Source organism: Methylorubrum pseudosasae (genome assembly GCF_029504475.1).
Classification (GTDB): Bacteria; Pseudomonadota; Alphaproteobacteria; order Rhizobiales; family Beijerinckiaceae; genus Methylobacterium; species Methylobacterium extorquens.
On the sequence record NZ_JAQGDU010000004.1, the window covers coordinates 1 to 23,241 of the forward strand.

The following is a 23,241-nucleotide window of genomic DNA, read 5'->3' on the forward strand; positions in this document are numbered from 1 at the left end:
CGCTCAGGATCATCGACGGCTGCCGTGAAAGCGAGCGCGGTGAGTTGACCGACGCCCGGGATCGTCATCAACCGCCGGCAGGCATCTGAGGCTCGGACCATCCGCTTGATATCTGCATCGATGGCGGCGACAGCTGCCAGCACGGCAGCTCGTGCTCCGATCAGGCCGCGCATGGCGGCGGACAGTCCAGCGATCCCCTCGCTCGAACGCAGAGCCTGCTCGATGAACGCAGGGCTGAGCGCCCGCGGTAGCCGCACCCCGAACACGACGGCAAGACCGCGGATCTGGTTCTCCAGCGTGACCCGCTGGCCGACCAGCTTCTTGCGCGCGATGATCAACGACCTCACGGCGTGTGCCGGCAGCGACTTCACGTGCACCGGCTTGAAGAAGCCTGTTCGTGCCAGATGAGCCAGACCGCGCGCATCGTTCCGGTCGGTCTTGTGCGTCGTAAGCGACTTCAAGGCTTGGTAAGCCTGCCGGCTCTCGACGCAGACGACCGGCACACCATGGTCGGCCAAGCCGTGGAACAGCATTGGAGCCATCCGGCCTGTCTCGAACACAACCCGACGGCAGGCAGGCGCCTTCGCGAGTTCCTGCGCGATGTCGGCAGGCGTAGAGGCCACCTTCGCCTGATGGGTAACTACTCCGTCGCGGTCGACCACGCAGACGTGCGTCTCCTCCATCGAGACATCTAGGCCAGCGAAATACTCCATAATCAGCCTCCTCTTCCGGCAGCGGAGCCGATCCTATCGACTTCCGCAGAAGAGCTGCCGCCCATTACCCGATGTTGAAAAACTCGGTGGTTGCGGTGGCATTTGTGAGGTGATTCACTGCCGTTGTGAGGCGGGGATCGACGCAGATGATGGGACATCGGCAAGTCGAGCAGGGCGCTCTGTTCTACGAGTTCTCGCTCGACACCCACGTTCCCGCCGACCATCTCCTGCGCGCCATCGACCGCTTCGTCGATCTCAGCGACCTGCGCCGCGTGCTGGCACCGTTCTACGCCTCCACAGGCCGCCCCTCCGTCGATCCCGAGTTGATGATCCGCATGCTGCTCATCGGCTACTGCCTCGGCATTCGCTCCGAGCGGCGCCTGTGCCAGGAGGTCCATCTCAATCTCGCCTACCGCTGGTTCTGCCGGCTCGGGCTCGATGGCCGGGTGCCGGACCACTCCACCTTCTCGAAGAACCGGCACGGCCGCTTCCGTGACAGCGACCTGCTGCGCGAGGTGTTCGAAGCCACCGTGCAGCGCTGCATCGACGAGGGTCTCGTCGGCGGTGAGGGTTTTGCGGTCGACGCCAGCCTGATCCGGGCAGATGCCAACAAGCAGCGCGCCGCGGACGCCTCGGAGGCCGTCGAGTGGGACGACCTCGCCCGGACCCGTCGGTCGGTGCGCGAATACCTCGACACCCTCGATGAAGCCGCCTGGGGCGCCGCGAGCGAGACCACGCCGAAGTTCGTCTCGCGCTCCGATCCGGCGGCGCAGTGGACAGGCGCGATGAAGGGCCATGCCTTCTTCGCCTACGCCACCAACTACCTGATCGACCTTGATCACGCCGTGATCGTCGATGTCGAGGCCAGCCGCGCCATCCGGCAGGCCGAGGTCGGCGCATCCCGCACCATGATCGCGCGTACGCAGGACCGGTTCGGGCTGTGGCCGGCTCGGCTTGCCGCTGACAGCGCCTACGGATCGGCCGAGCACCTTGCTTGGCTTGTGCACGAACGTGGGATCGAACCGCACATCCCCGTCTTCGACAAGTCGGAGCGCAGCGATGGCACCTTCAGCCGCTCAGCCTTCACCTACGACCCGGAAGCCGATGCCTACACCTGCCCGGCCGGCAAACCGCTGCAGCCACGCCAGAGGGTCTACCGGACGCCGCTCCCGCTCGTCGATGACGATGGCATGATGCGCTACCGCGCCAGCAAGCGCGACTGCGGTACCTGTGCGCTGAAGCTGCAATGTTGCCCCAACACCCCCGCTCGCAAGATCCCGCGCTCGGTCCACGAAGGGGCCCGGCAAATGGCGCGCGATATCTGTGCCTCGGAGGAGGGCCGCACCTCGCGGCGCGAGCGCAAGAAGGTCGAGATGCTGTTTGCTCACCTCAAGCGCATCCTGAAGCTGGATCGGCTTCGGCTGCGGGGACCGAACGGGGCCCGGGACGAGTTCCACCTCGCCGCGGCGGCCCAGAACCTCAGGAAGCTCGCCAAGCTGATCCCGCTGCAGCAGCTGACCCCGGCCTGATCGACCGGGATCGCCCTCACGCCGGACCGCCGCGCTCACCTGCTCAGCGCTCAATCCAGATCCACCGCGGGTTTTTCAACAAAATCCACCTTGAGCGGCCCTCTGGCGGTGCGGACGAGTTTGTCTAGAAAACGAACGTTTTTCTGACAAGCCGAAGTGGCGCCTCGTGGGCACCCCCAAACAGCCCCGTATATGTACGAAAAATATGATAGGAAATCTATTGTTCGGATAAGGGTATTGTGAGACTATCCTGACATGCTCGTCGGATATGCCCGCGTCTCGACCCAGGATCAGAACCTCGACCTGCAGCGCGACGCGCTGACCAAGGCCGGTTGTGAGCGGATCTTCGAGGAGAAGAAGAGCGGTAAGGCCGGGACCAAGCGCCCGGAGTTCGAGGCCGCCCTCGCCTATCTGCGCCCCACCGACGTCCTGGTGGTGTGGAAGCTCGATCGCCTCGGCCGCTCCCTCGTCGAGATGATGCGCACGATCGACGGTCTGCGGATCAAGGAGATCCACTTCCGCTCCCTGACCGAGCAGTTCGACAGCGCCACTGCCCATGGGCGCTTCGCCCTGCAGATGCATGGGGCCATGGCCGAGTACTTCCTCGACCTCAACCGCGAGCGCACCATGGAGGGCCTGAAGGCCGCTCTCGCCCGCGGACGCAAGGGTGGCCGGCCCAAGGCTCTCTCCGAGGGCGACCTCGAGGTGGGGCGGGCCCTGCTGGCTGCCGGCAACATCTCGGTAGCCGAGATCGCCAAGCGCCTCGGCATCAGCCGGGTCACCTTCTACAGCTACTTCCCGCAGGCTCGAGCGCGCAGCCAGGCGCGCGCTGCGGACTGAGCCGATGCCGATCCGTCCGCACAACCGCTTCTTCTATCCGATCGATTGGCGCGAGCTGTCGGAGGTGATCCGGTTCGGTCGTGCCAAGGGCCGCTGTGAGCAGTGCGGCCGGCCGCATGGGCAGTTGGTGTTTCACCTCGGCGATGGCCGCTGGTGGGATGCCGCCGGGCAGACTTGGCGCAGCGGTTATGGGTATTTTCTTATTGCGACATGGGGGTGACGTCATTTGATACAGTGAATTAGCGACGGTTCCGCCAATTTCCAGAAAGTTCACAGTAAAGATCGTTGCTTTTTAAGAACTCACTACAGCAGGCGGTTAACTCATCAGGGGGGCGTCTAGCAGGTCCTGTCAGGCTGCATTCCCATATCGTAAGTATCCGCCATCCAGCAGATTTGAGTTCGGTAGCTTTCCGCTGATCGCGCTGGCGATTGCCAATAATCTTTGTCGACCAGAATTCCTGCCGTGTACTAGGTAGCTTGAACATAGGGCAATTGTGGCCGTGCCAGAAGCAGCCATGTACGAAGATGGCTGCCCGGTAACGAGGAAACACGATGTCAGGCCTACCCGGAAGCTCACGGGCATGGATCCTGTAGCGGAAGCCAGCGGCATGCAGGCTCTTTCGGAGAATAAGCTCGGGTTTTGTATCCCGGCCCCGGATCCGGCTCATGTTGAGACGCCGCTGCTCCGGCGTCAGCACGTCAGCCATGGGCGGGTTCGTCAGGCAGCAGGTGCGGTGGCATCGGCAACGATCATCCTTAGAGCCCCTGCGATGTCTGCCGTGCTCATTCCCGGACGGAGCGTGACGGCACCGAAGCGGAAGCGGCGGCGGTATTCGGGATGAAACAGCCGGCCGGGCATAACGGTCTCACGGTAGGGATCATCAAAGTCTGCCACATGCGGTGAGAGCAGGTAGGCAGCCGTCACGAAGCCCGCCGTGCTGTCGGGCGCGACCTCTTGCACCAGCGCATCACGGTAGGCGTGGATCGAGCTCAACGCGTCGTTCAGCCCGCTCTCAATACGATATTTGGCATCCAGAACGATGATCCTGCCAAACTCGCCTTCGGCGGCCGGTGCCTGGGCAGCTACCACGTCAGGGATCATGTCGCGGCTGTAAGAGCCGCGCTTGTCGGCTTCCTTCCAGAATTCCCGGTAGCGTTTCTGGAAGCAGATCGCCCATCCGCTGCCGACCTGGACCGTTACTGCTCCGGTCGCGAGCGTGACGCCTCCGGCTGCGTCGGTGACGAACAGGTCCCCAGTGACCACACCGGCAGGCCCGAACTCCTCCGCTCCTGCCCGCACGAGCCGGAGGAAACACCAGAGCTCATAGAGCTCATAGGTGCGGGCCAGCGGCAGATCGAGGAAGTCGCCGAACACGGCAGCAATGCCGAGGTTCATGTCCTGCCATAGGCGGTAGAAGCGCTGGTAGGCTGGATCATTCCGGAACACCGCTGTCAGCACGAGCCGCGCCGGCCCCTCACCGGCTTCCGCGAACGGTTCTGCCTTTGCTAGCTGGGTGATCCGTCGCGAGAGCTGCCGGCACCGGCCGGCCCAGGCTGCTGCAGACTGCCGGAGTTCTGCTTCTTCGCCAGCAGGCCTACGGTCGAGGATTCCCGCCACCGCACCAAGCCAAGCAGCCCACGAGCGCAGGCAGGCGGCCATCTGCCGGTGCTCCGGCAGATCGAGCGTGCTCCGGCGCTGCCGGACGCGGATCTGCTCCGGCAGGAAGCCCTTCAGGGCTGCCGGCAGACGCGAGGGCGACCCTTTTTCCTGCAGGATCCGGCCCGACCGGAAGGAGCGCAGGATCTCCGGCCCGGTTGCGCGGGTGGCCCGATGATAGGAAAGGGTCACTTCCTCGGAGCCGAGCCGTCGCCTGGGATGACGCTCGATCAGGGCAACTACCGCCTCAAGCTCTCCAATCCTGGAGCGCAGGAACTCAAGCCGAGCAATCGGCGGCGGCCGGTTGCCGGCTCCTTTGGCAACCGCCTTCCGGAAGCTGCTCAGGGAGAACAGCGCGAAGGTGTCATCGAGGATCTCGCGCACCATCGCGTCAAAGGCATCACGGCTCAGCTTGCGGCGGTCAGGATCCGTGATGATCTCGAACCGGCGCGGCGCTGAGCCCGGCACCCGAAGCTCTGCCTCCACGGTGCCGGCATGGAAGCCCGGGCACCATCGCCAGCGTGCCATGTCCGTTGCCGGTGCCCGCAAAGCCTCGAGCGTTCGGTCATCAAGGGCGAGCTCGGCCCGCAGCGCCTCCGGGCAGTCCCGCAGCTCAAAGAGATAGCTGCCGGTTTCCTGGACCGTGCCGGGAGTGACGGGCTCTGGATCCGGCCAGACCTGCCAGCGGGCGCCCGTCGCCTCGCTTATCATCACCAGCGCGGTCACCGTGCGGCCCTACCGGGTGGCTTGGAACGAGCCGAATTCATCAAGATCGTTCAGCAGCCGGGCAAGGTAGGCTTCCGAGCGCGGTAACGGGATCGCCTTCTGCAGACCCGTCAGCATTGCACGCTGCTTCTCCGCCCCGCGCAGCTTGACGAGCACCTTCTGCACCATCAGCTCATCCACAGTCGCATCGGCATCCTGGCTCAGGGTTGCCGTTGCAAAGGCGTGGTAGCGGACCACCTCCTCGGCCACACGGTAGCCGAAGCCGAGATTATGCGGGTTCATCAGCGCTTGCGCCGCCACCAGCCGGGGCTCGCAGGCTGCCCGGGCATCCTTCAGAGCTGGATCCCGCGTTTCGAGCTCTGCGAAGAAGCCGGTCAGGTCCACCGCCGACATATCGATGACCATGGCACGGTCGAGCACCTTGTCGCTGACCGAGTTTGTGGTCTCATCGATGTTGATGGTGCCGATGATGAAGAGGTTTTCTGGCAGCGGCAGCACGGCGGGAACGGTCGTGCCCGTCGATCCCTCGAGCGGCACACCGCTCGAGTGCAGTTGCAGCGTCTCACTGGTCTCGACGGCCGAGAGCACGTCCGAGAAATAGTACTCAACCCGCGCCAAGTTCATCTCATCGAGGACCACGATCACGGGCGAGTCCCGGTGTGCGGTGGCCAGCAGCACCGCCTCGAGGAAAGGCGGCACCATGTAGCGGTTGGACAGGACGTCGAAGTAGCCGGTCAGGCCGGTCGGATCCGTCCATTCCGGCCGGACCGGGCAGACGAATAGGAAGGGGTCAATCTCCTTCATGCTCTTCAGCCCGTGCACCGCGCGGGCGTATTTCAGGGCAAGCTGCGTCTTACCCGTTCCGGAAAGCCCGGCCAGGATGACAAAGTGCTTGTGCTGCAGGAAGTTGAGCGCTGCATGGAAGCGGCGCACTTCGCCGCCCGGGTAATGACCGCCCAGGGCTTTCACAGAAGCCTCGAGATCCGCAATCGGGATGGAGGCAGGCATCCGGCGCATCTCGGCGCTAACCGACCCGGCCTCATCCCAGACTTTCAGTTCATGGACCTTCTCGCGCCCGATCAGGTCGCCCAGGTAACCGACAAATGAGCGCGCCAGCAGGCTCCGCCGTGCCGAGGCCGCCGGCGGCCAGATAGCAAAATGAATGCTGTCGATCCGGGCCAAGCAGTCCGGATCCAGCTCACCTTTCGCCTGCACTTCCTTCAGCGACTCTTTGAAGTCGAAGTTGTGGAAGTAGAGATGGCCTGTATCAGTGATGTAGAATTTGACGTTGTTGCTGATGCTGCCCGGTTTCTTCGCGGCGGCTACAAGCGCAGCGTTCCGCGCTTCCCCTTCATGGAAAAGCTTTGTCAATCCGGTATTCAGCCTTTCTATGTCGGCACCTACCGAAATGGCGAAATACACTTCGTCATGCGGCGGGAAGGTCAGAACGCAGAGCAGCACCATCTGCTTGAGCGGCGCGCCGGTTCCTTTTACGATCTTCTCGGAATATGTCTCGAGATTGTTAGTGCAGGCGAACAGACCTCCTTCGAGAACCCTTGCGCTGTTGGAAAACCCGAAATTCGCGGCGATCCGGGCATCCGGACGGATGCCCGGCAGTGCCTTGATCGCTCTTTCAAACTGCTGCTGCCGCTCGCTGGACGACATAGTTTTCCTTTTCTTGGGTTCCGTTCAGCACGGCCAACATGGTGGTTGCAAGTGCCTTGGCCATCAGCGGCGGCACGGCGTTTCCAATCTGCCGGAAGGCCGGGTTCATTGTTCCGCAGAACACGAAGCCGTCCGGGAAGGACTGCAGTCGGGCGGCCTCACGAACCGAGATCGTCCGCGCCTGCTCGCTGTCGTAGTGGATGTGGCTGTAGCCGTCCTTGCCGAGGTGGGCCATCAGCGTCCTGGCCGGCTGATCGCGCCACATCTTCCGCCACTTGTTCGGGAATTTTCCGGCATCGTAGGGCGGTACAATCGCATCCTTCAGGCGCTGATATTCCGGGCTGCCTTCCCGGATCCGCACTCCCTGCAGGCGCAGCTGCTCGATGCGTTCGGCCAGCATGTTCATCGCGTGCCGGTGCGCCTCCGGGTACTGATCGCCCGGGTTCAGCCTAGCGAACAGCTCGTAGTCACGCGGCAGATAACGGATAACGTGATCCTTGATGCCTTCGGCCGGATGCTCGAAGCCGGGCCATGTCCGCATCAGACGGCCATAGTCGGAGATTTTACGCCGGGCATCGGCCACCATAGCTTGGTCGAAGCGGCGGGCTCCGCGCTTCAAGACGCCGGCAGCGAGCTGCTTGCGTGCATAGATCGGCGTCAGGTCACTGATCGCCTTCTCGGCCGTGACGGCCGGCGTCAGCTTCCGGTCCGGGGCTGGTGGGTCGATGTAGTCGTGCGCGTCGCCTTCGGCTCCGTTCAGCAGCTTCAATGCGACCGAGCGGGATCCCTCATAACCTGGCGGAAGCTCTACCCAGTGCGTTGGCCCCGGGAAGGTCACATGATCGGCCACTTTGCGGTGGTAGGCGATCAGGAACATGCGTTCCCGCATCTGCGGGACGCCGTAGAACGAGGCGTTCAGAAGCGTGTAGCCGCAGACGTAGCCCTTCGCCTCGAGGACCTCGCAGATCTCCTCGGCGATGTTCTGGCCCCCGTGGTTGAGGACGTCGGGCACGTTCTCGATCAGCACGGCCAGCGGCTGGAAGGCCTCCACGTAGCGGAGGTATTCCTGGTACAGCCTAGCGCGTGGGTCGTGCTCGAAAGCCCTGGGATGGGCATCGATCTCGCGCAGCTTCGGCCGGCCGACCCGGGCGAACGCCTGGCAGGGTGGACCGCCTACCAGCACATCGAAGGCATCTTCTACCGGCCCCAAATTGAGCTCGGCCGACAGATCCTCAGGATGCGTGATGATGATGTCGCGAGCCACGCTGTGGCGGGCATCACCAGGATGGAAGTTGAGGCCGTGCGAACGCGCCGCGTCCGGGTCGAACTCCACGGCCGCATCGATCCGGAAGCCGGCGGACAGGAAGCCAAGCGAAAGGCCGCCACAGCCGGCGAACAGATCCAGCACCCGGGGTTTGCCGCCGGTCCGCAGCCTAGCGAGCTTCCGCCGTGCAGTCTCGGGGCTCATACGGCAACCCGGGCAGCCTTGGACAGGCGCAGCGGGAGCTCGGTCTGGCCACCATGCTCATCAAGAAAGCGGAGGATTGCGGCCCGGATCACCCAGGCAGCTGACACGTCATTCGCATCGGCCAGCGCCTGCACGCGGGCATGCGCCTCCTCCGGGAGGATCACCGACGTACGAACCGACTTCTTCTCGCTTCCTGCCATACGCAACGCTCAACGGCCAAGGTTCACTCTTCTAGCATCAGCGAGGTGCAGGATGCACCACTTTTGGAGCAGCAGCTATCACGCCTTCGGCAGGATCCACAGCGCTTGCAGAGTCACCGTCGCGCAAGATGAGGTTGAAGGACCGGACTTCTGGAGCAAATGACAAGTGATTTGGAGCCTCTTGTCATTGATACATAGAGATGTTTGGCGTCCAATTCGTCTGCATCCAGATATTCCACAGAGTCCAGAAAACGCAGTACGATCACTGGCTGTCAGACTGGCCAATCTTAGAGACTAATCGGCCGAAACCCTCTCGGTAAGACATCCGCTCAGCTTCGCACCACTCTACGAAGCGGTTGATGTCGGTAATGGTGGCCCGCAGGTTGAGCTGATCTGTCGGCTCATCGACCGTGGTGCGCCGCTTCCGACGAGTCGGCACCTCCCGACTCGGGAATCCTAGCTTCTCCGCTGCGCGATCGACATCCCGGGCGTTGGTGGGCGCTGGCTCAGGTGTGGTCGGCTGGATTTCCGCCAGCTTGCCAAAACCGAATGAGGGCTTGGTATTCATGCGACGGCCTTCCGGTTGAGGGTGCTTACGAGTTCGATCACCTCTCCGGAGAGGCGCTCGGCGTTTTCATGTGCTGCTGGGAGGCCGTTCACGAGAGAGGGATCTAGCTCAGCAAGCGTTCGACCGTAAGTAAACATGCTCTTGTAGGCGGCCCGCTCATTCAGATGTGTGATCAAAACCGGAATGCCGGCACCGCGAAGCTCGTCAATGATCATCTTTTCATTCCGAGTGGGGATCGCGGGCGAGGTCCTGGTGAATAGTACGCGGAACGGGATTTCCCGGCCGACGACCTGCTCTTCCTCCTGAACAAGCCCGACGGCGCGAGCGGCCTGAGCGGCGTCCACTGCGGAAGCCTGCATTGGGATCAGCACGAGGTCCGATCTCATGATGGCACGCGACACCATGCGGCTCGCTGTTCCCTCAAGATCCACTAGGACAAATTGCCGGGCCGCTCGTTCTGCGTCGATGGCTGAGACAATGCCGCTCTCTCCGACGTCGCCCAGCACCCTCATGGCGGTACTGCTGCCACCTTTGACCCATGCCGCAATCGGTCGGTTCGGATCACAGTCAAGCAGGGTCACGGTGGCGCCGTGAGCTGCTAGCGTCGTGCCTAACACCAAGGCTGTAGTTGATTTTCCCGCGCCGCCTTTGGGGTTGGCGATTGATATGACAGGCATGCCGCTGGTCTCCTATCGGAGCGTACAGTCTGAAAGCTTGGCATTAGGCCGCTTACAGACGAGTTAATTTCAGGGCGAATGACACTGTTTCATAGCAAATAATAGCGCCCTTTTGCTAGTTGATCATATCATATGACTGTATAGCTATGATATAATAAGATATGATATGATATCATTTATAGAAGGCAGAAATATGAATTTTTGTGAAAAATTCATATTTCTGCTACGTTTGGGTTAGGAGGTGACCCATGGCGACGATGACGATTTCTCTGCCCGACCCCATGAAGGAATGGATTGAGACCCAGATCCGGCAGGGCGACTATGCCAGCACGAGCGACTATGTGCGCGACCTCGTGCGCCGCGACCGGGAGCGCCGGGCCCACCCCGAACTGACGATCGACGATCTCCGCCGCATCGTGGACGACTCCCGAGCCAGCGGCATCAGCCGCCGCAGCGCCCCTGACATCATGGCCGAGGCTAAGGAGCCGGATGCCTAGACATCGAGTCCGATAGGCATGGGTCGGCAATGTCTCATTAACTTCCGGCTCAGGCAGGCTCAGCGGTTGACCGAATCTCCCCGAGCCGCCACGGTCGGCGTTTCGGCGCGATCAGCGCCGTCAGGAGAGAAACCGACGCGGTAGAAGCCTGAAAAAGCAACGGCCCCGAAGGCGCCAACCTTCGAGGCCGTGGACCGATCTCTAAGAGACCGGCGGGACACAATTGCAATCCCGACAGTCTCATGAGCGCCCCCGGGCGTCAAGCGAAAGCGCCAACTTTCGCGAGCGGTCCCGCTTTGCCTGGATGCCCACACGCCCGCCAAGGCGCGTGAGCCCTGCTGCGCGCCTTGCAGAGGTGCGGGACCGATGTTTGCCGAGGAGATCCGCCGTCAGGCGATGAGCGCGCCGCGCGTCGCGTTGCCGGACGTGACGGCCGCCTTGTGGAAGGCCTTTGCCGCGGGTGCGGTGAGCGAGGCGACGGCGGAGGAGCTGTCCGGCCTGATCGAGGCCAGGATGGCGCTGCCGGTCACGCGCGCCGCGGCCGAGGGACCGGAGCCGCTCAAGGCGGCACCACCGCGCCATGTCGGCTCCCGGCCGCGCACGGATACCAGCCTCGAGCGCCGCCGCCGCTGGGCTGCCTCGGGGCGGCTGCCACCGGCCCTGGCGGCGCGCTTCAGCCTGGCCGAGCAGGCGGTGCTGGCCCTGGTGGCGGCCGAGAGCGTGCGGCGCAAGGACTGCCGGCTGGCGGTGGGCAACCTCGCGGCCCTCGCCGGTGTGTCCGAGACCACGGTGCGCAACGCGATCCGCGAGGCGGTACGGCTCGGGCTCCTCACGGTCGAGGAGCGGCGCATCACCGGCTGGCGCAACGACACCAACGTGGTGCGCATCGTCTCGGCCGAATGGACGGCCTGGCTCCGGCTCACCCGCAAGCGGAAGCAGGAGGCGGCGGCCCCGGTGTCCGAGAGGGGAGGGTGCAAATCCGCGAAGGGCACGCCTACTGAAGTTCTAACCCTGTGGATTCCGAGACCAACGGAACCGTCGCAAAAGCTGCCGGGGGGCAGCGGGCGACCTTCGACACAGAGGGCGATCCGGAATCGGCGCGGTCGGTAGAGCCGTCGCGGCCATGCGTGGGCGTCATGCGCGCGAGCGCCGGCGTCCGCTTTACCGGACGGCTGGCCTCGCGCGGACCGGCCGGTTTCAGGGCAGCGCGATCACCCGGTTCTCGTCGAAGGCGGGGTTGGCGAACCCGGCTCCGGCCGGATTGCAGAGGAGGCGCGTGCCGCCGGGCCGGGTCAGGTCGAGGCTGTGGTGGACGTGCCCGTGCACCCACAGGGCGGCGCGGCCGGAATCGGTCAGTGCCGACAGGTCGGAAGCCGAGTTGCCCGCGTTCCAGGTGCCGCGCTGTGCAGGCGCAATGCAGTCCGGATGCGGGGCGTGGTGGGTGACCACGACCAGGGGCAGGGTGCCGTCATGCGCGTCCATTTCCGCGCTCAGCGCGGCCCGGGCCCGGCGGTGCAGGGCGGCGGCGTCGCCGATGGTGATGAGGTGGCTGCCGCCGTGCGCGTCATGGGCGATGTCGATCGGCTCGCCGGTCGGCGTGGCGGGATCGAGCTGCCCAGCAAGCCGGTAGTCGCTCCACAGGGTGGTGCCGATGAAGCGGCATCCGGCGAGTGTTGCCGTGCCGCCGTCGAGCAAGGTGATGCCGGCCCGGGCCGCGAGCATGGGCGCCAAGGCGAGATCCTCGCTGACGATGCCGTTCCAGTGCTCGTGGTTGCCCATCACGAACACCACCGGCTTGTCGCCGGCGAGCCGGCGCAGCACCGCGAAGCCGCGGCCGGGATCGCCCTCCCAGATGTCGCCGGCTGCCACCAGGACGTCGAAGCCTGGCGGGTCGGGGCGGAAGTTGTCCGGATAGGGCAGGGTCTCGAGGTGGAGGTCGGACAGGATCCAGAGCTTGGCCAAGGGGCCTCCCAGGCGATGCGGCGCGGTCCGGGGCGCGATGAAGCACCCCCTACCCTTAGGCAGCCGACTCCACTCAGGCCGTCCGGGACGATCGCTGGCCTCGGGCTGCCGGCATTCCCGTCGAGCGGGTGTGATCCGGGCGAAGTTTGACCGTTCGTGGTCCTGCTCCAGATGCCAGCGTGGCCTCGGTGTTCGCGCCGGGGAGTACCGGCGAGGCGAAGGGTTCTTGAGCCCCCACTCCCTTCGTCTCGTCGGACCAAAGCCTCCGAAGGCCCAGCGCTACCCCCGGCCGACACGACCGGCTGTGCCCACGTGCGACGAGGTCCGGAACGCGTCCTCATAGCTGCGGGAGTTCGGCCCTGACCCGGACGACGGGCCAGGGCCCGGCCGGCTTGAGGAAACCGTGCAGGTCGGGCAGCGACTGGATCTCGGAGGGCAGCACGATCCGGGTCTGGCGCTTGGCCCGGCTCGTGCCCGAGGTGCTGCTCCCCTCGATCAGGCCGGTCCGGGTCGTGCTCTCGGAGTAGCTCGTGTCCCAGTGCTCGCGCTCACCGAGGTGGCGCGAGAGGGCCTCGGCGGTGTCCGGCTCGACCGAGCGCAGCACCAGCAGGTTGGAGAAGCAGTTCAGCAGGGTGCGGGCCTTGTCGGGCCCGTAATGGGTGGTGAGCTGGGACAGGGACTGGATCGCCGCGACGACGGCGACGCGGCGCTTGCGCAGCTTGGTCGTGGCCTCGATCAGGCTCGAGAGTTCGCCCAGGCTGTCGAGTTCGTCGATGACGATCCAGGTCAGCGGAGCGCCCTCCGTGCGATCGAAGCCGGCGGTCACCAGCATGTCGGTCCAGCAGGTGATGAGGCCGCGCGCGACCCCGAGCTCGGCCTCGCGATAGGGGATCCAGAGCCAGGCGGCCTCGTCGCGTTCGGCCATGTAGTCGCGGAACGAGAAGCGGCCTTCCGGGGTGTAACGCCAGCCCTGGAGATAGCCCGAGAAGATCGAGCGGACGTTGGTGAGCAGGCGCTCGCCGCCGTCCTGGAGCATGACGGCCGAGGTGGTGCCACGCAGGAGCGGGGCGAGGTCGGCCGGGCTCCAGGCGGTGAGCGCCGCGATCAGCTCGCGGTTGGACACGCCCGGTCCCATCGCCTCGCCGAGATTGGCCAGGAAGCGCTGGGCGTATTCATGCCAGGAGCGGGACTCGCCGTGGCCGTCCGGGACGACCGAGCGGGCGAAGCGCGCCCACTCGTAGGGCTCGCGGATCTCGCGACTGAGCGCCCAGCCGTGATCGTTCGTAAGCGGGCCCATGACGATGTCGTCGGGCCGCCCGAGGTGGCGGTGGAATTCGTGGCCGTTGTCGAGAACGACGGCGCGCTCGCCGCGGGCGCGGATGTTGGCCAGCAGCGCTTGCAGGGTGACGGATTTACCGGCGCCGGTGGAAGCGCAGATCAGGGTGTGCAGGCTCTCGTTGCCGGGCGGGAGCGGAGCTCCGGCGATCAGCACGGTTCGGGCGGGATCGCGGACCTCGATGGCTTGAACGACAGCGGGATCGGCGCCGGTGCGTCGGAGCTGTCCGGTCAGTAGGCGCAGATAATCCGGGAGCTTCACGCACCGTGCGCCGCGGATGAAGTCCCGGTCGCCCTCGCCGCGAAACGCCACGGCTACTGCCACCAGTCCGAGCATGCCGAAGCCGAACACCACAAGGAGCCAGCGCGGCAAGCCGAACAGGCCGAGGAGGGCCCAGAGGCCGGCGAGCCAGGGGAGGCCGAAGCTGATGACGACGGCCGGCGTCGCCGCCTCGGAGCGGTGGACGTTGACGAGAATGGCGCTGAAGCTCGCAAGCCAGATCAGGGTGCCGAGGAGGTGCAGGCCGAGGCTCGGCGTGTACTGCCAGACCAGGCAATGGGCACCCCAGGGCGATTTGCAGGCCCCCTCGTGGCGGATGACGTACCACCAGACGCCGATAAACCCGGTGAGCCAGATCCCGAGACCGGCGAAGACGCGCGCCCAGCGTTCGGTATCGGAGCAGGGATCGGGTTTGAACAGGCGGTGCCAGACCGTCGGGACGCCGTGCATCGTCAGGTCCGATCCGCTGGCTTGGCCGGAGACCAGTCGGCAAAGGCGGCCTTGTCCTGGGTGCGTGTGATGCGCCCGAGGAGTTCGCTTATCAGGCCGGCGTAGCGCGGCTCCTTCCCGGCGGCATCGAGCAGCAATCCACCGAGGATGATCTTGCGGCGGGTGTCGCGCTTCCGCTCCTCCTGAGAGGCGCGGGCCTCGAGCTGCCTGAGCCGGTTCTTCGCCTGTTCGAGCCGGAGGCGTGCAGCCTCGATGCGCTCGTTGCGTGTGGCCGGCATGCGGATCTGTCTCCTGGCGTGTGTAGATACCTCTTGTGGTAGTATCAGTCGCCGGATACCCTGGAAAGGAGTGGAAGGGCGCACTTTAGCATTGCTGTCGCAATGCGGGTGCTTTTCCCAGCCCTGCCGCCCCACCCAGCGGTGGAACGACTTTACGCGGGTGACGAGGCGGCTCGGGCGGCGTGGCGATCTACCACCTCAGTGTGAAGGCGGTGTCCCGGGCCAGCGGGCGCTCGGCTACGGCCGCTGCAGCCTACCGCTCAGCCAGTCTGATCGCCGACGCGCGTACCGGCGAAATCCACGACTACCAGCGCCGCGGCGGGGTCGCGGCGAGCTTCATCGTGGTGCCGGAAGGAGCGGAGTGGGCGCAGGACCGCGCTGTACTTTGGAACGCGGCGGAGGCGGCGGAGCGGCGCAAGGACGCCAAGGTGGCGCGCGAGTACCAGCTGGCGTTGCCACACGAGCTGACGCCCGAGGAGCGGCAGGCGCTCGCGCGCGACTTCGCCGAGGCTTTATGTGCGCGCTACGGCGTGGCGGCGGATGTCGCGATCCATGCGCCAAACCGCGAGGGCGATGAGCGCAACTGGCATGTCCACATCCTGACCACGACGCGGGCGGTGACCCCCGACGGACTCGGTGCGAAGACGCGGGTCCTGGACGTATCGACGACGGCCCGGGTCGAGGTCGAAGTGCTGCGGGCGCTGTGGGAGGATCGGGCGAACGAACACCTCGCCCGGGCCGGTCATAGCGTGGAAATCGATCGGCGCTCGCACGTCGATCGCGACCTGTCGATCGCCCCGAGCGAGCATGTCGGGGTGCATGCCACGCAGATGCAGCGGCGCGGCAAGACCGGGGTCGATCGGCTGGCGATCGATCCGGAGACCGCGGCCCGGAATGCCGAACAGGTCGCGCGCTGGCCGGGTCAGGTGCTGAACCTGATCACCAGCGAGAAGGCGGTGTTCACGCGCCAGGACGTGGCCCGGGCACTGCACCGGGCCGGGATCGACGAGCCGGCCGCATTCCAAGCCGCACTGGCCCGGGTGATGGGTGCGGACGGGGTGGTGAGCCTGCCGAGCGTGGGCCGGAACGACGGGGAACGCTTCACCACGCGGGCGTTGCTGACGGTCGAGACCGACATGGCGCGCCATGCCGATGGGCTGCTGGCCCGCCGCTTCCACGAGGTCGGGCCGGTGCGGGTCGAAGCCGCCTTGTCCCGCCGTCCGGAACTGGCGGAGGAGCAGCGCGCGGCTGTGCGGCACGTGACCGGTCCGGAGGGGATCGCCAGCGTGGTCGGGCTGGCGGGTGCGGGCAAATCGACGATGCTCGGCGCGGCGCGGGAGGCGTGGGAGGCGGCGGGCTACCGGGTGCACGGGGCGGCGCTCGCCGGCAAGGCGGCGGAGGGTTTGCAGGCCTCCTCGGGCATCCCGAGCCGCACACTGGCCTCGTGGCAGCTGGCCTGGAGGAACGAGCGCGACCGGCTCACCAAGCGCGACGTACTGGTGATCGACGAGGCCGGGATGGCGTCCTCGCTGCAGATCATGAAGGTGCTGCGGGAGGCGGAACGCGCGGGTGCGAAGGTGGTGCTGGTCGGCGATCCCGAGCAGTTGCAGCCGATCGGTCCGGGGGCGGGGTTCCGGGCGCTTTCCGAGCGCACCGGGTTCCTCGAACTTGCTGTGATCCGGCGCCAGCGCGAAGGTTGGCAGCGGGCGGCCAGCGTGGCCTTCGGCACACGGAATACGCGGTCCGGGCTTGAGGCGTATCGCGCGCATGGAGCGGTCCAATTCTCGGCGGACGGGGCGGTGGCGCGCGAGCGTCTGGTGGCGGATTATCTCGCCGATCGCGCGGCGCATCCGGCCGATACGCGGGTGGCGCTGGCGCATACCCGGGCAGAGGTGCGGGCGCTCAACGATGCCGTGCGGGACCATCTGCGCGCGGCCGGCGAGCTGCGCGACGAGGCGGGGTTCACGAGCGAAAGTGCCGGGCAGCTCAGCTTCGCGGCCGGCGACCGGATCGTGTTCCTGCGCAACGACCGTGTGCTCGGGGTGAAGAACGGTACGCTCGGCACGGTGAGCGTGGCGGACGAGGGGCGGCTGGCGGTGACGCTCGATGACGGGCGCGGCGTGACGATTGCGCAGGACCGCTACGCGACGGTGGACCACGGCTACGCCACGACCATTCACAAGAGCCAGGGGGCGACGGTGGACCGGTCCTTCGTGCTGGCCTCATCGGGCCTGGACCGGCACCTGACCTACGTGGCGATGACGCGTCACCGCGAGGCGGTCGGGCTCTATGCCGGCGCGGACGTGTTCCGGGATTTCGAGGCGCTGGCAGCGCGGCTGGAGCGGGGCCGGGTGAAGGCGTCGGTGCTGGACTATCTCGGCGAGGCGCCGGAGCGGGCGGGGCTGCAGCCCGGCGACCGGCCGGTGCCGCTGCTCGAGCCGCAGCGGGTGTTCGCGCAGACGCTCGGGGAGATCGGCCGGGAGGCGGCGGAGGACCGGCTCGCGGGGCGCCTCGCCAAGCAGGGCTACGGACTGGAGGCGGTGTTCGGCGATCCGGAAGCGGTGGCCGCACGGCTGCGGGTGATGTTCGACCGGCCCGATGGCAGATCAGGCGAGATCGCGCATCGGCTGGCGACGAGTCCTGAGACGTTCGGGGAGTTGCGCGGGCGGCGCCGGCGGCTGCTGGGTGACGACCGCGAGCGGCGTGAAGCGCGGGCCGTGCTCCCCACCGTGGCGTCGCGGGTCCGGACGCTGCTGGGGGAGTGGGAGGAGGCCCACGATCAGGCCGTGTCGAAGGAGAAGCGGCGGCGCGAACTGGCGAAGGTGGAGATTCCGGGTCTGTCGGAGGCGGCGCAGGAGTTCCTGCGGGACTACCGGGCGGGGTCGCGGGAGGCGGGCGAGGTGCTGATCGCGGGGGCGCTCCGGACGGAGGCGGGCCGGGGCGTGATGGAGGAGTTCCGGGCGGTGAGCGCGGCGGCGAAGGGGCGCGAGGAGGCGTCTCAAGCGGGCGTTGGAAAGTATGCCTTCCTGGGCATACCCGGGATGGATCGGGAACGCAGCCTTGCTCTGGGGGAGACGGTGACGGTGATCCGGGGGATCGACCGGGATCAGGGTCGGATCGCCTACGAGCAGGAGCGGGCGGAGCGGCGCGCCTTGGAACAGCAGCGCGAGCTGGAGCGAGCCCAGCGGCTTGGGTTGGACCACAACGGGCCGGTCCTGGGGTTGTAGAGGGGGTTAGACCACCTTCACGTTCTGACGGGGTTCTTCCAGCGCCGAAAGATGATCCAGCAGCGCTTGGCCTGCCATCGCCATCCTCCTGATGCGAGGACGGCGATGAAGCACGGCAAACCTCGGGTCGGAATCCCCTACCGCTTCAAGCGATCACCCTACCCAATACGCGGGTCACCGTTGACAAGCCAGCCTGCGAGTGCAACTTTTGATGGATGTAACACAGGATCGATAAAGATCATAGGTGGCAAACAGTGGTTATGATCTCGCAAGCGGGAACTCAGATGACGAATGATGATTCCGGTAGGCTTGAAATCACTGAGTCTGATATGACTTCATTTGGCATCCCCAGTTACATTGATGGGAGAGAGGTATACAGCGAATACTACAATATAATAACCGATTATCGAGGGAATGAAATTACTAAAGTCAATTTAGTTGGAGCGATTACAGCTTTAGATTGTATAAAGGGAGGACAAGCAATCGGCGCGTATCAGATCGAAAAAATGTCCGTATCATCCATCCTAGACATAATCTCGAATGCCGCCAATATATTTGAGAACGAAACTATAAACGGACTGCGCCCAAAAGATTATATTGATTTAGTATCGCTAACATCGGGACTGCCAATTTCGTTCATAAATGAGAGCGCCTTTGTGGCGCTTACCGGACTGATGCGTAGAATGGATCAAATTATCAGCCTTCAGAGCCCAAGTGGCGAACTCGAAGTGTTCGATAAAAATTTCTTTATTCGAAACAATAAACAAATCGGCTACGTGAAGGAGTCCCCAGGCTATACTGCAATCTTGCCAGGAAATCCGGGAGTTAATGGCCATTGGTTAATGGCTCTGGGGGGGAAAAATTCAGTAACAGTTAAACCTTCAACGCGAGAACCTTTTACTTCTATAAGGCTTGCGATAGCACTCAGCTGGGCAGGGCTACCCAATAGTGTTGTAAACGTCTTGCATTGCGAAAACAATATTACAGATCTCATAGTACAAAGATCTAAAAAGTGCATAACAACAGGATCAATAGAATATACGAAGATAGCTAAAAACAATAGAAATCTAAAGGTATTCGGTCCAGGAAAAAGTAAAATGATAGTGGGATCATCGAAATGCCACGATCTCGAAAATATAGCCCAGATTATTGTAAATGCAAGTCTAAAGAATTGTGGCAGCTCTTGCTTAAGCTTAAGTGGAGTTCTATTACAGAAAAATAGCGAGCAGATAGCTGAAATGGTAGCTGCTCGGTTCGCAGATTATCCGATATGTCATCCGAATACAAAGCAAGGTCGACTCCCTGTATTTCATAGTAAAGACGAAGCAGACGAAATAAACGAGTTAATCAATAATTTATTAGACCACGAAGCTGTCGATCTAATCGAACGCCGATACGATACTAGAACGCGATTGTTGAATGTAGAGGGCTGTAATTTCATTCGCCCGACAGTAATTTATTGTAGCTCATATAAGCATAGATTATTTTCTTATGAATTACCTTTCCCATTTGTCACGATAGCCCCTGCGCCCCCAGAAGAAGAAATGGAAGCTGCAATTGAAGACACACTAGCATTATGGCTCGTAGGGCAGAAAGACGAATTTAGTTCCATAAAAATTCCGGCATCTGTTGAAAAGATAATTGCATGTCCGAATGGAAATACAACAGATGAGTTATGGGATCCGCACTATGGCTATATAAACGACTGGCTCTATAAGCTTAGGTGTGACAGAAATGAGCCAGAATCCGCCTGATTTATCCGAAATAGACAATTATTGAAGTAAATTTTCCAGCATATAACACATATCTCGAGATCATCTATCATTTATTCCATAATAGCGGATCAAAGTCTCAATACAGAAGCCGGGCGGTTTCGGATAACAAGTATCTTTGCCAGCAATGGAGGTGGATGGTAATGTATTATCATGGCTTATTGGACAATATTGTGGTCGAAACTGTAAAATCTCATTTTGATCCGTTAAATGGAAGTACCTACTGGAACAATTACGCCTCCATAAGAGGGATCGACCCTTTTAACGAAGTGAAGGATTTTCATAGCTTCGAGAAATTGGTTTCCTTCAAATCTGAAAAGGAAAGTGTTGAGTTCGAGCGCGCTTTGCGCCACGAACCTCTGTCTGCTTTTATACCGAAATCGCTCCAATCACAATATTTCTGGCCAGTCCAAACAGGTAGCACAACTGGCCAACCGAAATACGGCAGTTGGTTTGACCCCGCTTGGACGCGAAACATGGGGTTCATTGATCGGTGCCTAGATTTTTATGGATTTCCTAGAGGTGCAAACTGGCTTGTGGCTGGACCAAGCGGTCCTCACAATCACCTGCATGCTGCTGACTCTCTGCTGAAAATGAGAGGCGGTGGGTGCTTCGCAATTGATCTTGATCCTGCATTTATCAAGATTATGATAGGCGAGCAGATGATCGATGCTCATGATCGGTATATTCAACATATAATAGATCAATGTCGGAACATATTACAAACTCAAGAGGTTTCAGTCATCTTTACTACTGGAAAGATACTTGAACTCATTCTGTCGGAAGTTTCAGCAGCGGACCTCAAGAATGTGAAGGCAGTGATGCACGCGGGAATCGAATTATCGCCTCAAACGGCTAAAGAGGCCAAGCGACTGCTTGGAAATCAGATCCCGATTATAGGATCCTATGGGACTGTTATGACAGGACCCGCTATGCAGGTTATTTCTTCCGCGGATGAAGAATCAAAATTCGTTTATGCTCCAAATTTTCCGGACACGCATTTTGAAATTGTGTCGAGTTCTGGAGACATTGTTGAATATGGCGAGCGCGGACAGATTAAGTCGTACCGATTTTCATCAGATTTCATGGTTCCAGGTTTTCTAGAGCGAGATTTTGCCACAAAGATAAAGCCTATAGGATACCTATCACAGATTTCGCCAAGGGGCTGGATTGGTGATCCTTCAAGTCCTCCCCTTTTACGAAAAGGCCGATCGCAAGGGGTCTATTGATCATAGAATCTTGCCATAACGTATGCGTAATTATTTACGCGCCGAGCTGTTAGAACGTGTTTGAAGATAGGACATACAAATGACCGGATCACAGAACAAAATTCAACGTAATCTGTTCAGAAATACTGCAAAAATGGTGAGATTGAGCGAAGGAAACTGGGGTGCAGCGGAATCTGCTGGACTGGTGAATTTTTATGTAAATCATAATAAGGACGGCACATTAGCCGTTAATGATAAGACTCAATCTGTTCTGAACATGAGTTCTTACTCATATCTCGGATTAAATCGTCATCCGAAAGTAATAAACGGAGCGATTGAAGCGCTTCAAAATCAGGGAGTTACAGGGCTTGGGATTACTCCGACGAGAATCCAACCCAATCTTTATAACGAAGTGCAGGAAGGTTTGTCGGATATATTCAGATCAGAATGCTTGCTTGCATTGTCTTGCTCTACTGCTTCAGCTGGATTGCTGCCATTAGTATCTTCAGGACATCTGATTGATGGCAAGCCCCGTGTTACAGTTTTCGATAAAAAATCACACTATTGCATGGATGTTATGAAGCCTGTGTGTGCAGATGAAGCACCGGTTATAACATGCCCGCACAACGATATGTCTTATCTAGAAGATCTATGCAAAAAATATGATCGAGTAGCTTACATTGCCGATGGTGCATATTCAATGGGAGGAACTACAGATCTGTCTGCTCTTCTTTATTTGCAGGACAGATATGGCCTCTTCTGCTGGCTTGACGACAGCCATGCAATTTCTGTGTTAGGAGATAAGGGGGAAGGGTATGTGCGATCAAACATAGATGAAATGAATGCCCTTACTATAATAACTGGATCTCTAGAAAAAGGCTTTGGCTGTTCTGGCGGGGTTGTGATGCTTAACAGAGGTCACAACAAGAGGTTTATCAATTATTTTGGTGGAGCGCTGTGCTGGTCGCAGAGTATGAGTGTGGCCAACCTTGGATCTATCAAAGCGTGTATTGGTATTCATTCCTCCGGCGAGTTGAAGACTCTACAGTCTAGACTAAGATCTAATATATCGATCTTCGATGAAAACGTAAAAACAGAGCAGGAAGGTAGTTTGCTACCAGTAAGAGCAATTGTGATTGGAGACCTAAAACGAGCTATAAATATCTCCAAGCAACTATTCGATAAGGGGTATTATACGTCACCCGTATATTTCCCGGTCGCGGCAACTGGGAGAGAGGGGCTGAGAGTTATGGTTCGAGCCGATGTCTCAGAGTCGACTTACAGAGAGTACGTTGGGGCTCTATCTTCCTTGATTTGAATACTTGTAAATCAGCTAAGTCAACAATCATATAAGGGGAGTTAACATGACGAAAATCTTGAGAAGTTTGCTTGTTACTCCAGCAACAAAGAATGTTTGCTTTGATATGTTGGCCAATTTGAGGGCAGATATCAACCTGCTGGACTTGGAGGACTCCGTTGGAAGTTCGGAGAAGTCAAAAGCTCGGTCAAAACTCAGCTCGATCAAGCTCGGTAAGCTGCAATCAAAATTCGCCCTCAGAATCAACAGCTTGCGCACAAAAGAAGGACTTGCGGACCTTTTGTATCTGATAGAAAATGGCATTGATCCAGATATAATTGTAATTCCAAAGGTCATAGACTCTTCTGATATCACGTGTATCGACAACATACTTACTAAATCTGGTCTCAAATCAAATCTATGGGCTTTGATTGAACATCCTAGGGGAATACAGAACTGCCAGGAGATTGCTGGAAGCTCCTCTCGGCTGTCTGCATTAACTTTTGGTGCTGCTGATTATGCATCGTCAGCCGACACAGCTATCGATTGGGATACCTTGTTGTTTGCGCGACAGCAGATCGTGCTAGCAGCAAAAGCATATGGATTAGATTGCTATGACTCGCCGACGTTTTCCTTAGATGGACTGAACGATCTTCGACAGGATTGTCTCAGGTCTCGAATGATCGGTTTTACCGGGAAAATTGCTATTCATCCAGAGCAAATACCCACAATAAATGAACTGTATGTTCCCTCGGAAAGCTTAGTATCATGGGCGCGTGAGGTGTTGACAGCTCACGATCTTGGTCGAGATAGTATAATTAAGGTTAATGGCCTTATGATAGGGCCACCTTTCGTAGCTAAAGCAAGAAAGATATTGGAAGGGGTCAAATAA

20 protein-coding genes and 1 pseudogene are annotated in these 23,241 nt (G+C 60.9%); 10 read left to right on the plus strand and 11 right to left on the minus strand.

All coding sequences use genetic code 11. From position 1 onward, the window contains the following. Window positions 1–713 (minus strand): IS110-like element ISMdi14B family transposase (locus tag M2437_RS26460; protein ID WP_499007236.1); only part of this gene is annotated, 713 nt, incomplete at its 3' end. Between the two features lie 146 nt (window positions 714–859). Between M2437_RS26460 and M2437_RS26465 the strand changes: the two genes are divergently transcribed. The 3 genes and pseudogenes from M2437_RS26465 to M2437_RS26475 all read left to right on the plus strand — a co-directional run. Next, window positions 860–2,242: a transposase gene (locus tag M2437_RS26465; protein ID WP_253389741.1), complete on the plus strand. Its 1,383-nt coding sequence runs from the start codon at window positions 860–862 to the stop codon at window positions 2,240–2,242. Window positions 2,243–2,497: 255 nt separating this feature from the next. Next, on the plus strand, window positions 2,498–3,082 hold the full coding sequence (locus tag M2437_RS26470) for a recombinase family protein (protein ID WP_253389709.1): 585 nt from the start codon (window positions 2,498–2,500) through the stop codon (window positions 3,080–3,082). Between the two features lie 4 nt (window positions 3,083–3,086). Beyond that, window positions 3,087–3,275 (plus strand): annotated as a pseudogene (locus M2437_RS26475) (HNH endonuclease); the annotation flags it as partial. Window positions 3,276–3,321: 46 nt separating this feature from the next. Here M2437_RS26475 and M2437_RS26480 read toward each other — a convergent pair. From M2437_RS26480 to M2437_RS26510, 7 genes are all read right to left on the minus strand, one after another. Next, the gene (locus M2437_RS26480) at window positions 3,322–3,789 is read right to left on the minus strand and encodes a very short patch repair endonuclease (protein WP_277570437.1); all 468 of its coding nucleotides are present in this window, start codon (window positions 3,787–3,789) and stop codon (window positions 3,322–3,324) included. An 11-nt stretch (window positions 3,790–3,800) separates the two neighbouring features. After that, a complete protein-coding gene (locus tag M2437_RS26485; protein ID WP_253389740.1) occupies window positions 3,801–5,465 on the minus strand; it encodes a DUF2357 domain-containing protein in 1,665 nt (554 codons plus the stop codon). Window positions 5,466–5,474: 9 nt separating this feature from the next. Then, window positions 5,475–7,130, minus strand: a complete 1,656-nt coding sequence (locus tag M2437_RS26490; protein ID WP_253389739.1) for an McrB family protein — start codon at window positions 7,128–7,130, stop codon at window positions 5,475–5,477. Next, window positions 7,099–8,538 carry a DNA cytosine methyltransferase gene (locus M2437_RS26495; RefSeq protein WP_309247859.1) on the minus strand — a complete coding sequence of 480 codons (1,440 nt, stop codon included), beginning with the start codon at window positions 8,536–8,538 and terminating at the stop codon, window positions 7,099–7,101. The genes M2437_RS26490 and M2437_RS26495 overlap by 32 nt, the downstream gene beginning before the upstream one ends. A 56-nt stretch (window positions 8,539–8,594) precedes the next feature. Further along, on the minus strand, window positions 8,595–8,798 hold the full coding sequence (locus M2437_RS26500; protein ID WP_253389737.1) for a ribbon-helix-helix domain-containing protein: 204 nt from the start codon (window positions 8,796–8,798) through the stop codon (window positions 8,595–8,597). A gap of 262 nt (window positions 8,799–9,060) precedes the next feature. Then, window positions 9,061–9,366 (minus strand): hypothetical protein, encoded by a 306-nt coding sequence (locus tag M2437_RS26505; RefSeq protein ID WP_253389736.1) that lies wholly within the window; start codon window positions 9,364–9,366, stop codon window positions 9,061–9,063. After that, window positions 9,363–10,043 carry a ParA family protein gene (locus tag M2437_RS26510; protein WP_253389735.1) on the minus strand — a complete coding sequence of 227 codons (681 nt, stop codon included), beginning with the start codon at window positions 10,041–10,043 and terminating at the stop codon, window positions 9,363–9,365. The genes M2437_RS26505 and M2437_RS26510 overlap by 4 nt, the downstream gene beginning before the upstream one ends. 248 nt (window positions 10,044–10,291) lie before the next feature. On the opposite strand from M2437_RS26510, the gene M2437_RS26515 reads away from it, so the two are divergent. Together M2437_RS26515 and M2437_RS26520 are read left to right on the plus strand one after the other, a co-directional pair. Further along, the gene (locus tag M2437_RS26515; protein WP_253389734.1) at window positions 10,292–10,540 is read left to right on the plus strand and encodes a type II toxin-antitoxin system ParD family antitoxin; all 249 of its coding nucleotides are present in this window, start codon (window positions 10,292–10,294) and stop codon (window positions 10,538–10,540) included. A gap of 396 nt (window positions 10,541–10,936) precedes the next feature. After that, the gene (locus M2437_RS26520) at window positions 10,937–11,650 is read left to right on the plus strand and encodes a helix-turn-helix domain-containing protein (protein ID WP_309247858.1); all 714 of its coding nucleotides are present in this window, start codon (window positions 10,937–10,939) and stop codon (window positions 11,648–11,650) included. Window positions 11,651–11,737: 87 nt separating this feature from the next. Here M2437_RS26520 and M2437_RS26525 read toward each other — a convergent pair whose 3' ends face one another. The 3 genes from M2437_RS26525 to M2437_RS26535 form a co-directional block, all read right to left on the minus strand. Next, window positions 11,738–12,502 (minus strand): metallophosphoesterase, encoded by a 765-nt coding sequence (locus tag M2437_RS26525; protein ID WP_253389733.1) that lies wholly within the window; start codon window positions 12,500–12,502, stop codon window positions 11,738–11,740. 337 nt (window positions 12,503–12,839) lie between these two features. After that, complete coding sequence (locus tag M2437_RS26530) at window positions 12,840–14,567, minus strand: type IV secretion system DNA-binding domain-containing protein (RefSeq protein ID WP_253389732.1); 1,728 nt, start codon at window positions 14,565–14,567, stop codon at window positions 12,840–12,842. A gap of 2 nt (window positions 14,568–14,569) precedes the next feature. After that, a complete protein-coding gene (locus M2437_RS26535) occupies window positions 14,570–14,845 on the minus strand; it encodes a hypothetical protein (protein ID WP_253389731.1) in 276 nt (91 codons plus the stop codon). 182 nt (window positions 14,846–15,027) lie between these two features. Here M2437_RS26535 and traA point away from each other — a divergent pair, with 182 nt between their 5' ends. The 5 genes from traA to M2437_RS26560 all read left to right on the plus strand — a co-directional run bounded on the left by traA (window position 15,028) and on the right by M2437_RS26560 (window position 23,241). Continuing rightward, window positions 15,028–18,072 (plus strand): Ti-type conjugative transfer relaxase TraA, encoded by a 3,045-nt coding sequence (gene traA / locus M2437_RS26540; RefSeq protein ID WP_253389730.1) that lies wholly within the window; start codon window positions 15,028–15,030, stop codon window positions 18,070–18,072. A gap of 284 nt (window positions 18,073–18,356) precedes the next feature. Continuing rightward, window positions 18,357–19,826: an aldehyde dehydrogenase family protein gene (locus M2437_RS26545; protein WP_253389729.1), complete on the plus strand. Its 1,470-nt coding sequence runs from the start codon at window positions 18,357–18,359 to the stop codon at window positions 19,824–19,826. Between the two features lie 161 nt (window positions 19,827–19,987). Beyond that, window positions 19,988–21,073 carry an AMP-binding protein gene (locus tag M2437_RS26550; protein WP_253389728.1) on the plus strand — a complete coding sequence of 362 codons (1,086 nt, stop codon included), beginning with the start codon at window positions 19,988–19,990 and terminating at the stop codon, window positions 21,071–21,073. A 79-nt stretch (window positions 21,074–21,152) separates the two neighbouring features. Further along, the gene (locus M2437_RS26555; protein WP_253389727.1) at window positions 21,153–22,370 is read left to right on the plus strand and encodes an aminotransferase class I/II-fold pyridoxal phosphate-dependent enzyme; all 1,218 of its coding nucleotides are present in this window, start codon (window positions 21,153–21,155) and stop codon (window positions 22,368–22,370) included. Window positions 22,371–22,416: 46 nt separating this feature from the next. Next, window positions 22,417–23,241, plus strand: coding sequence for an HpcH/HpaI aldolase/citrate lyase family protein (locus M2437_RS26560; protein WP_253389726.1), 825 nt, complete (start codon window positions 22,417–22,419; stop codon window positions 23,239–23,241).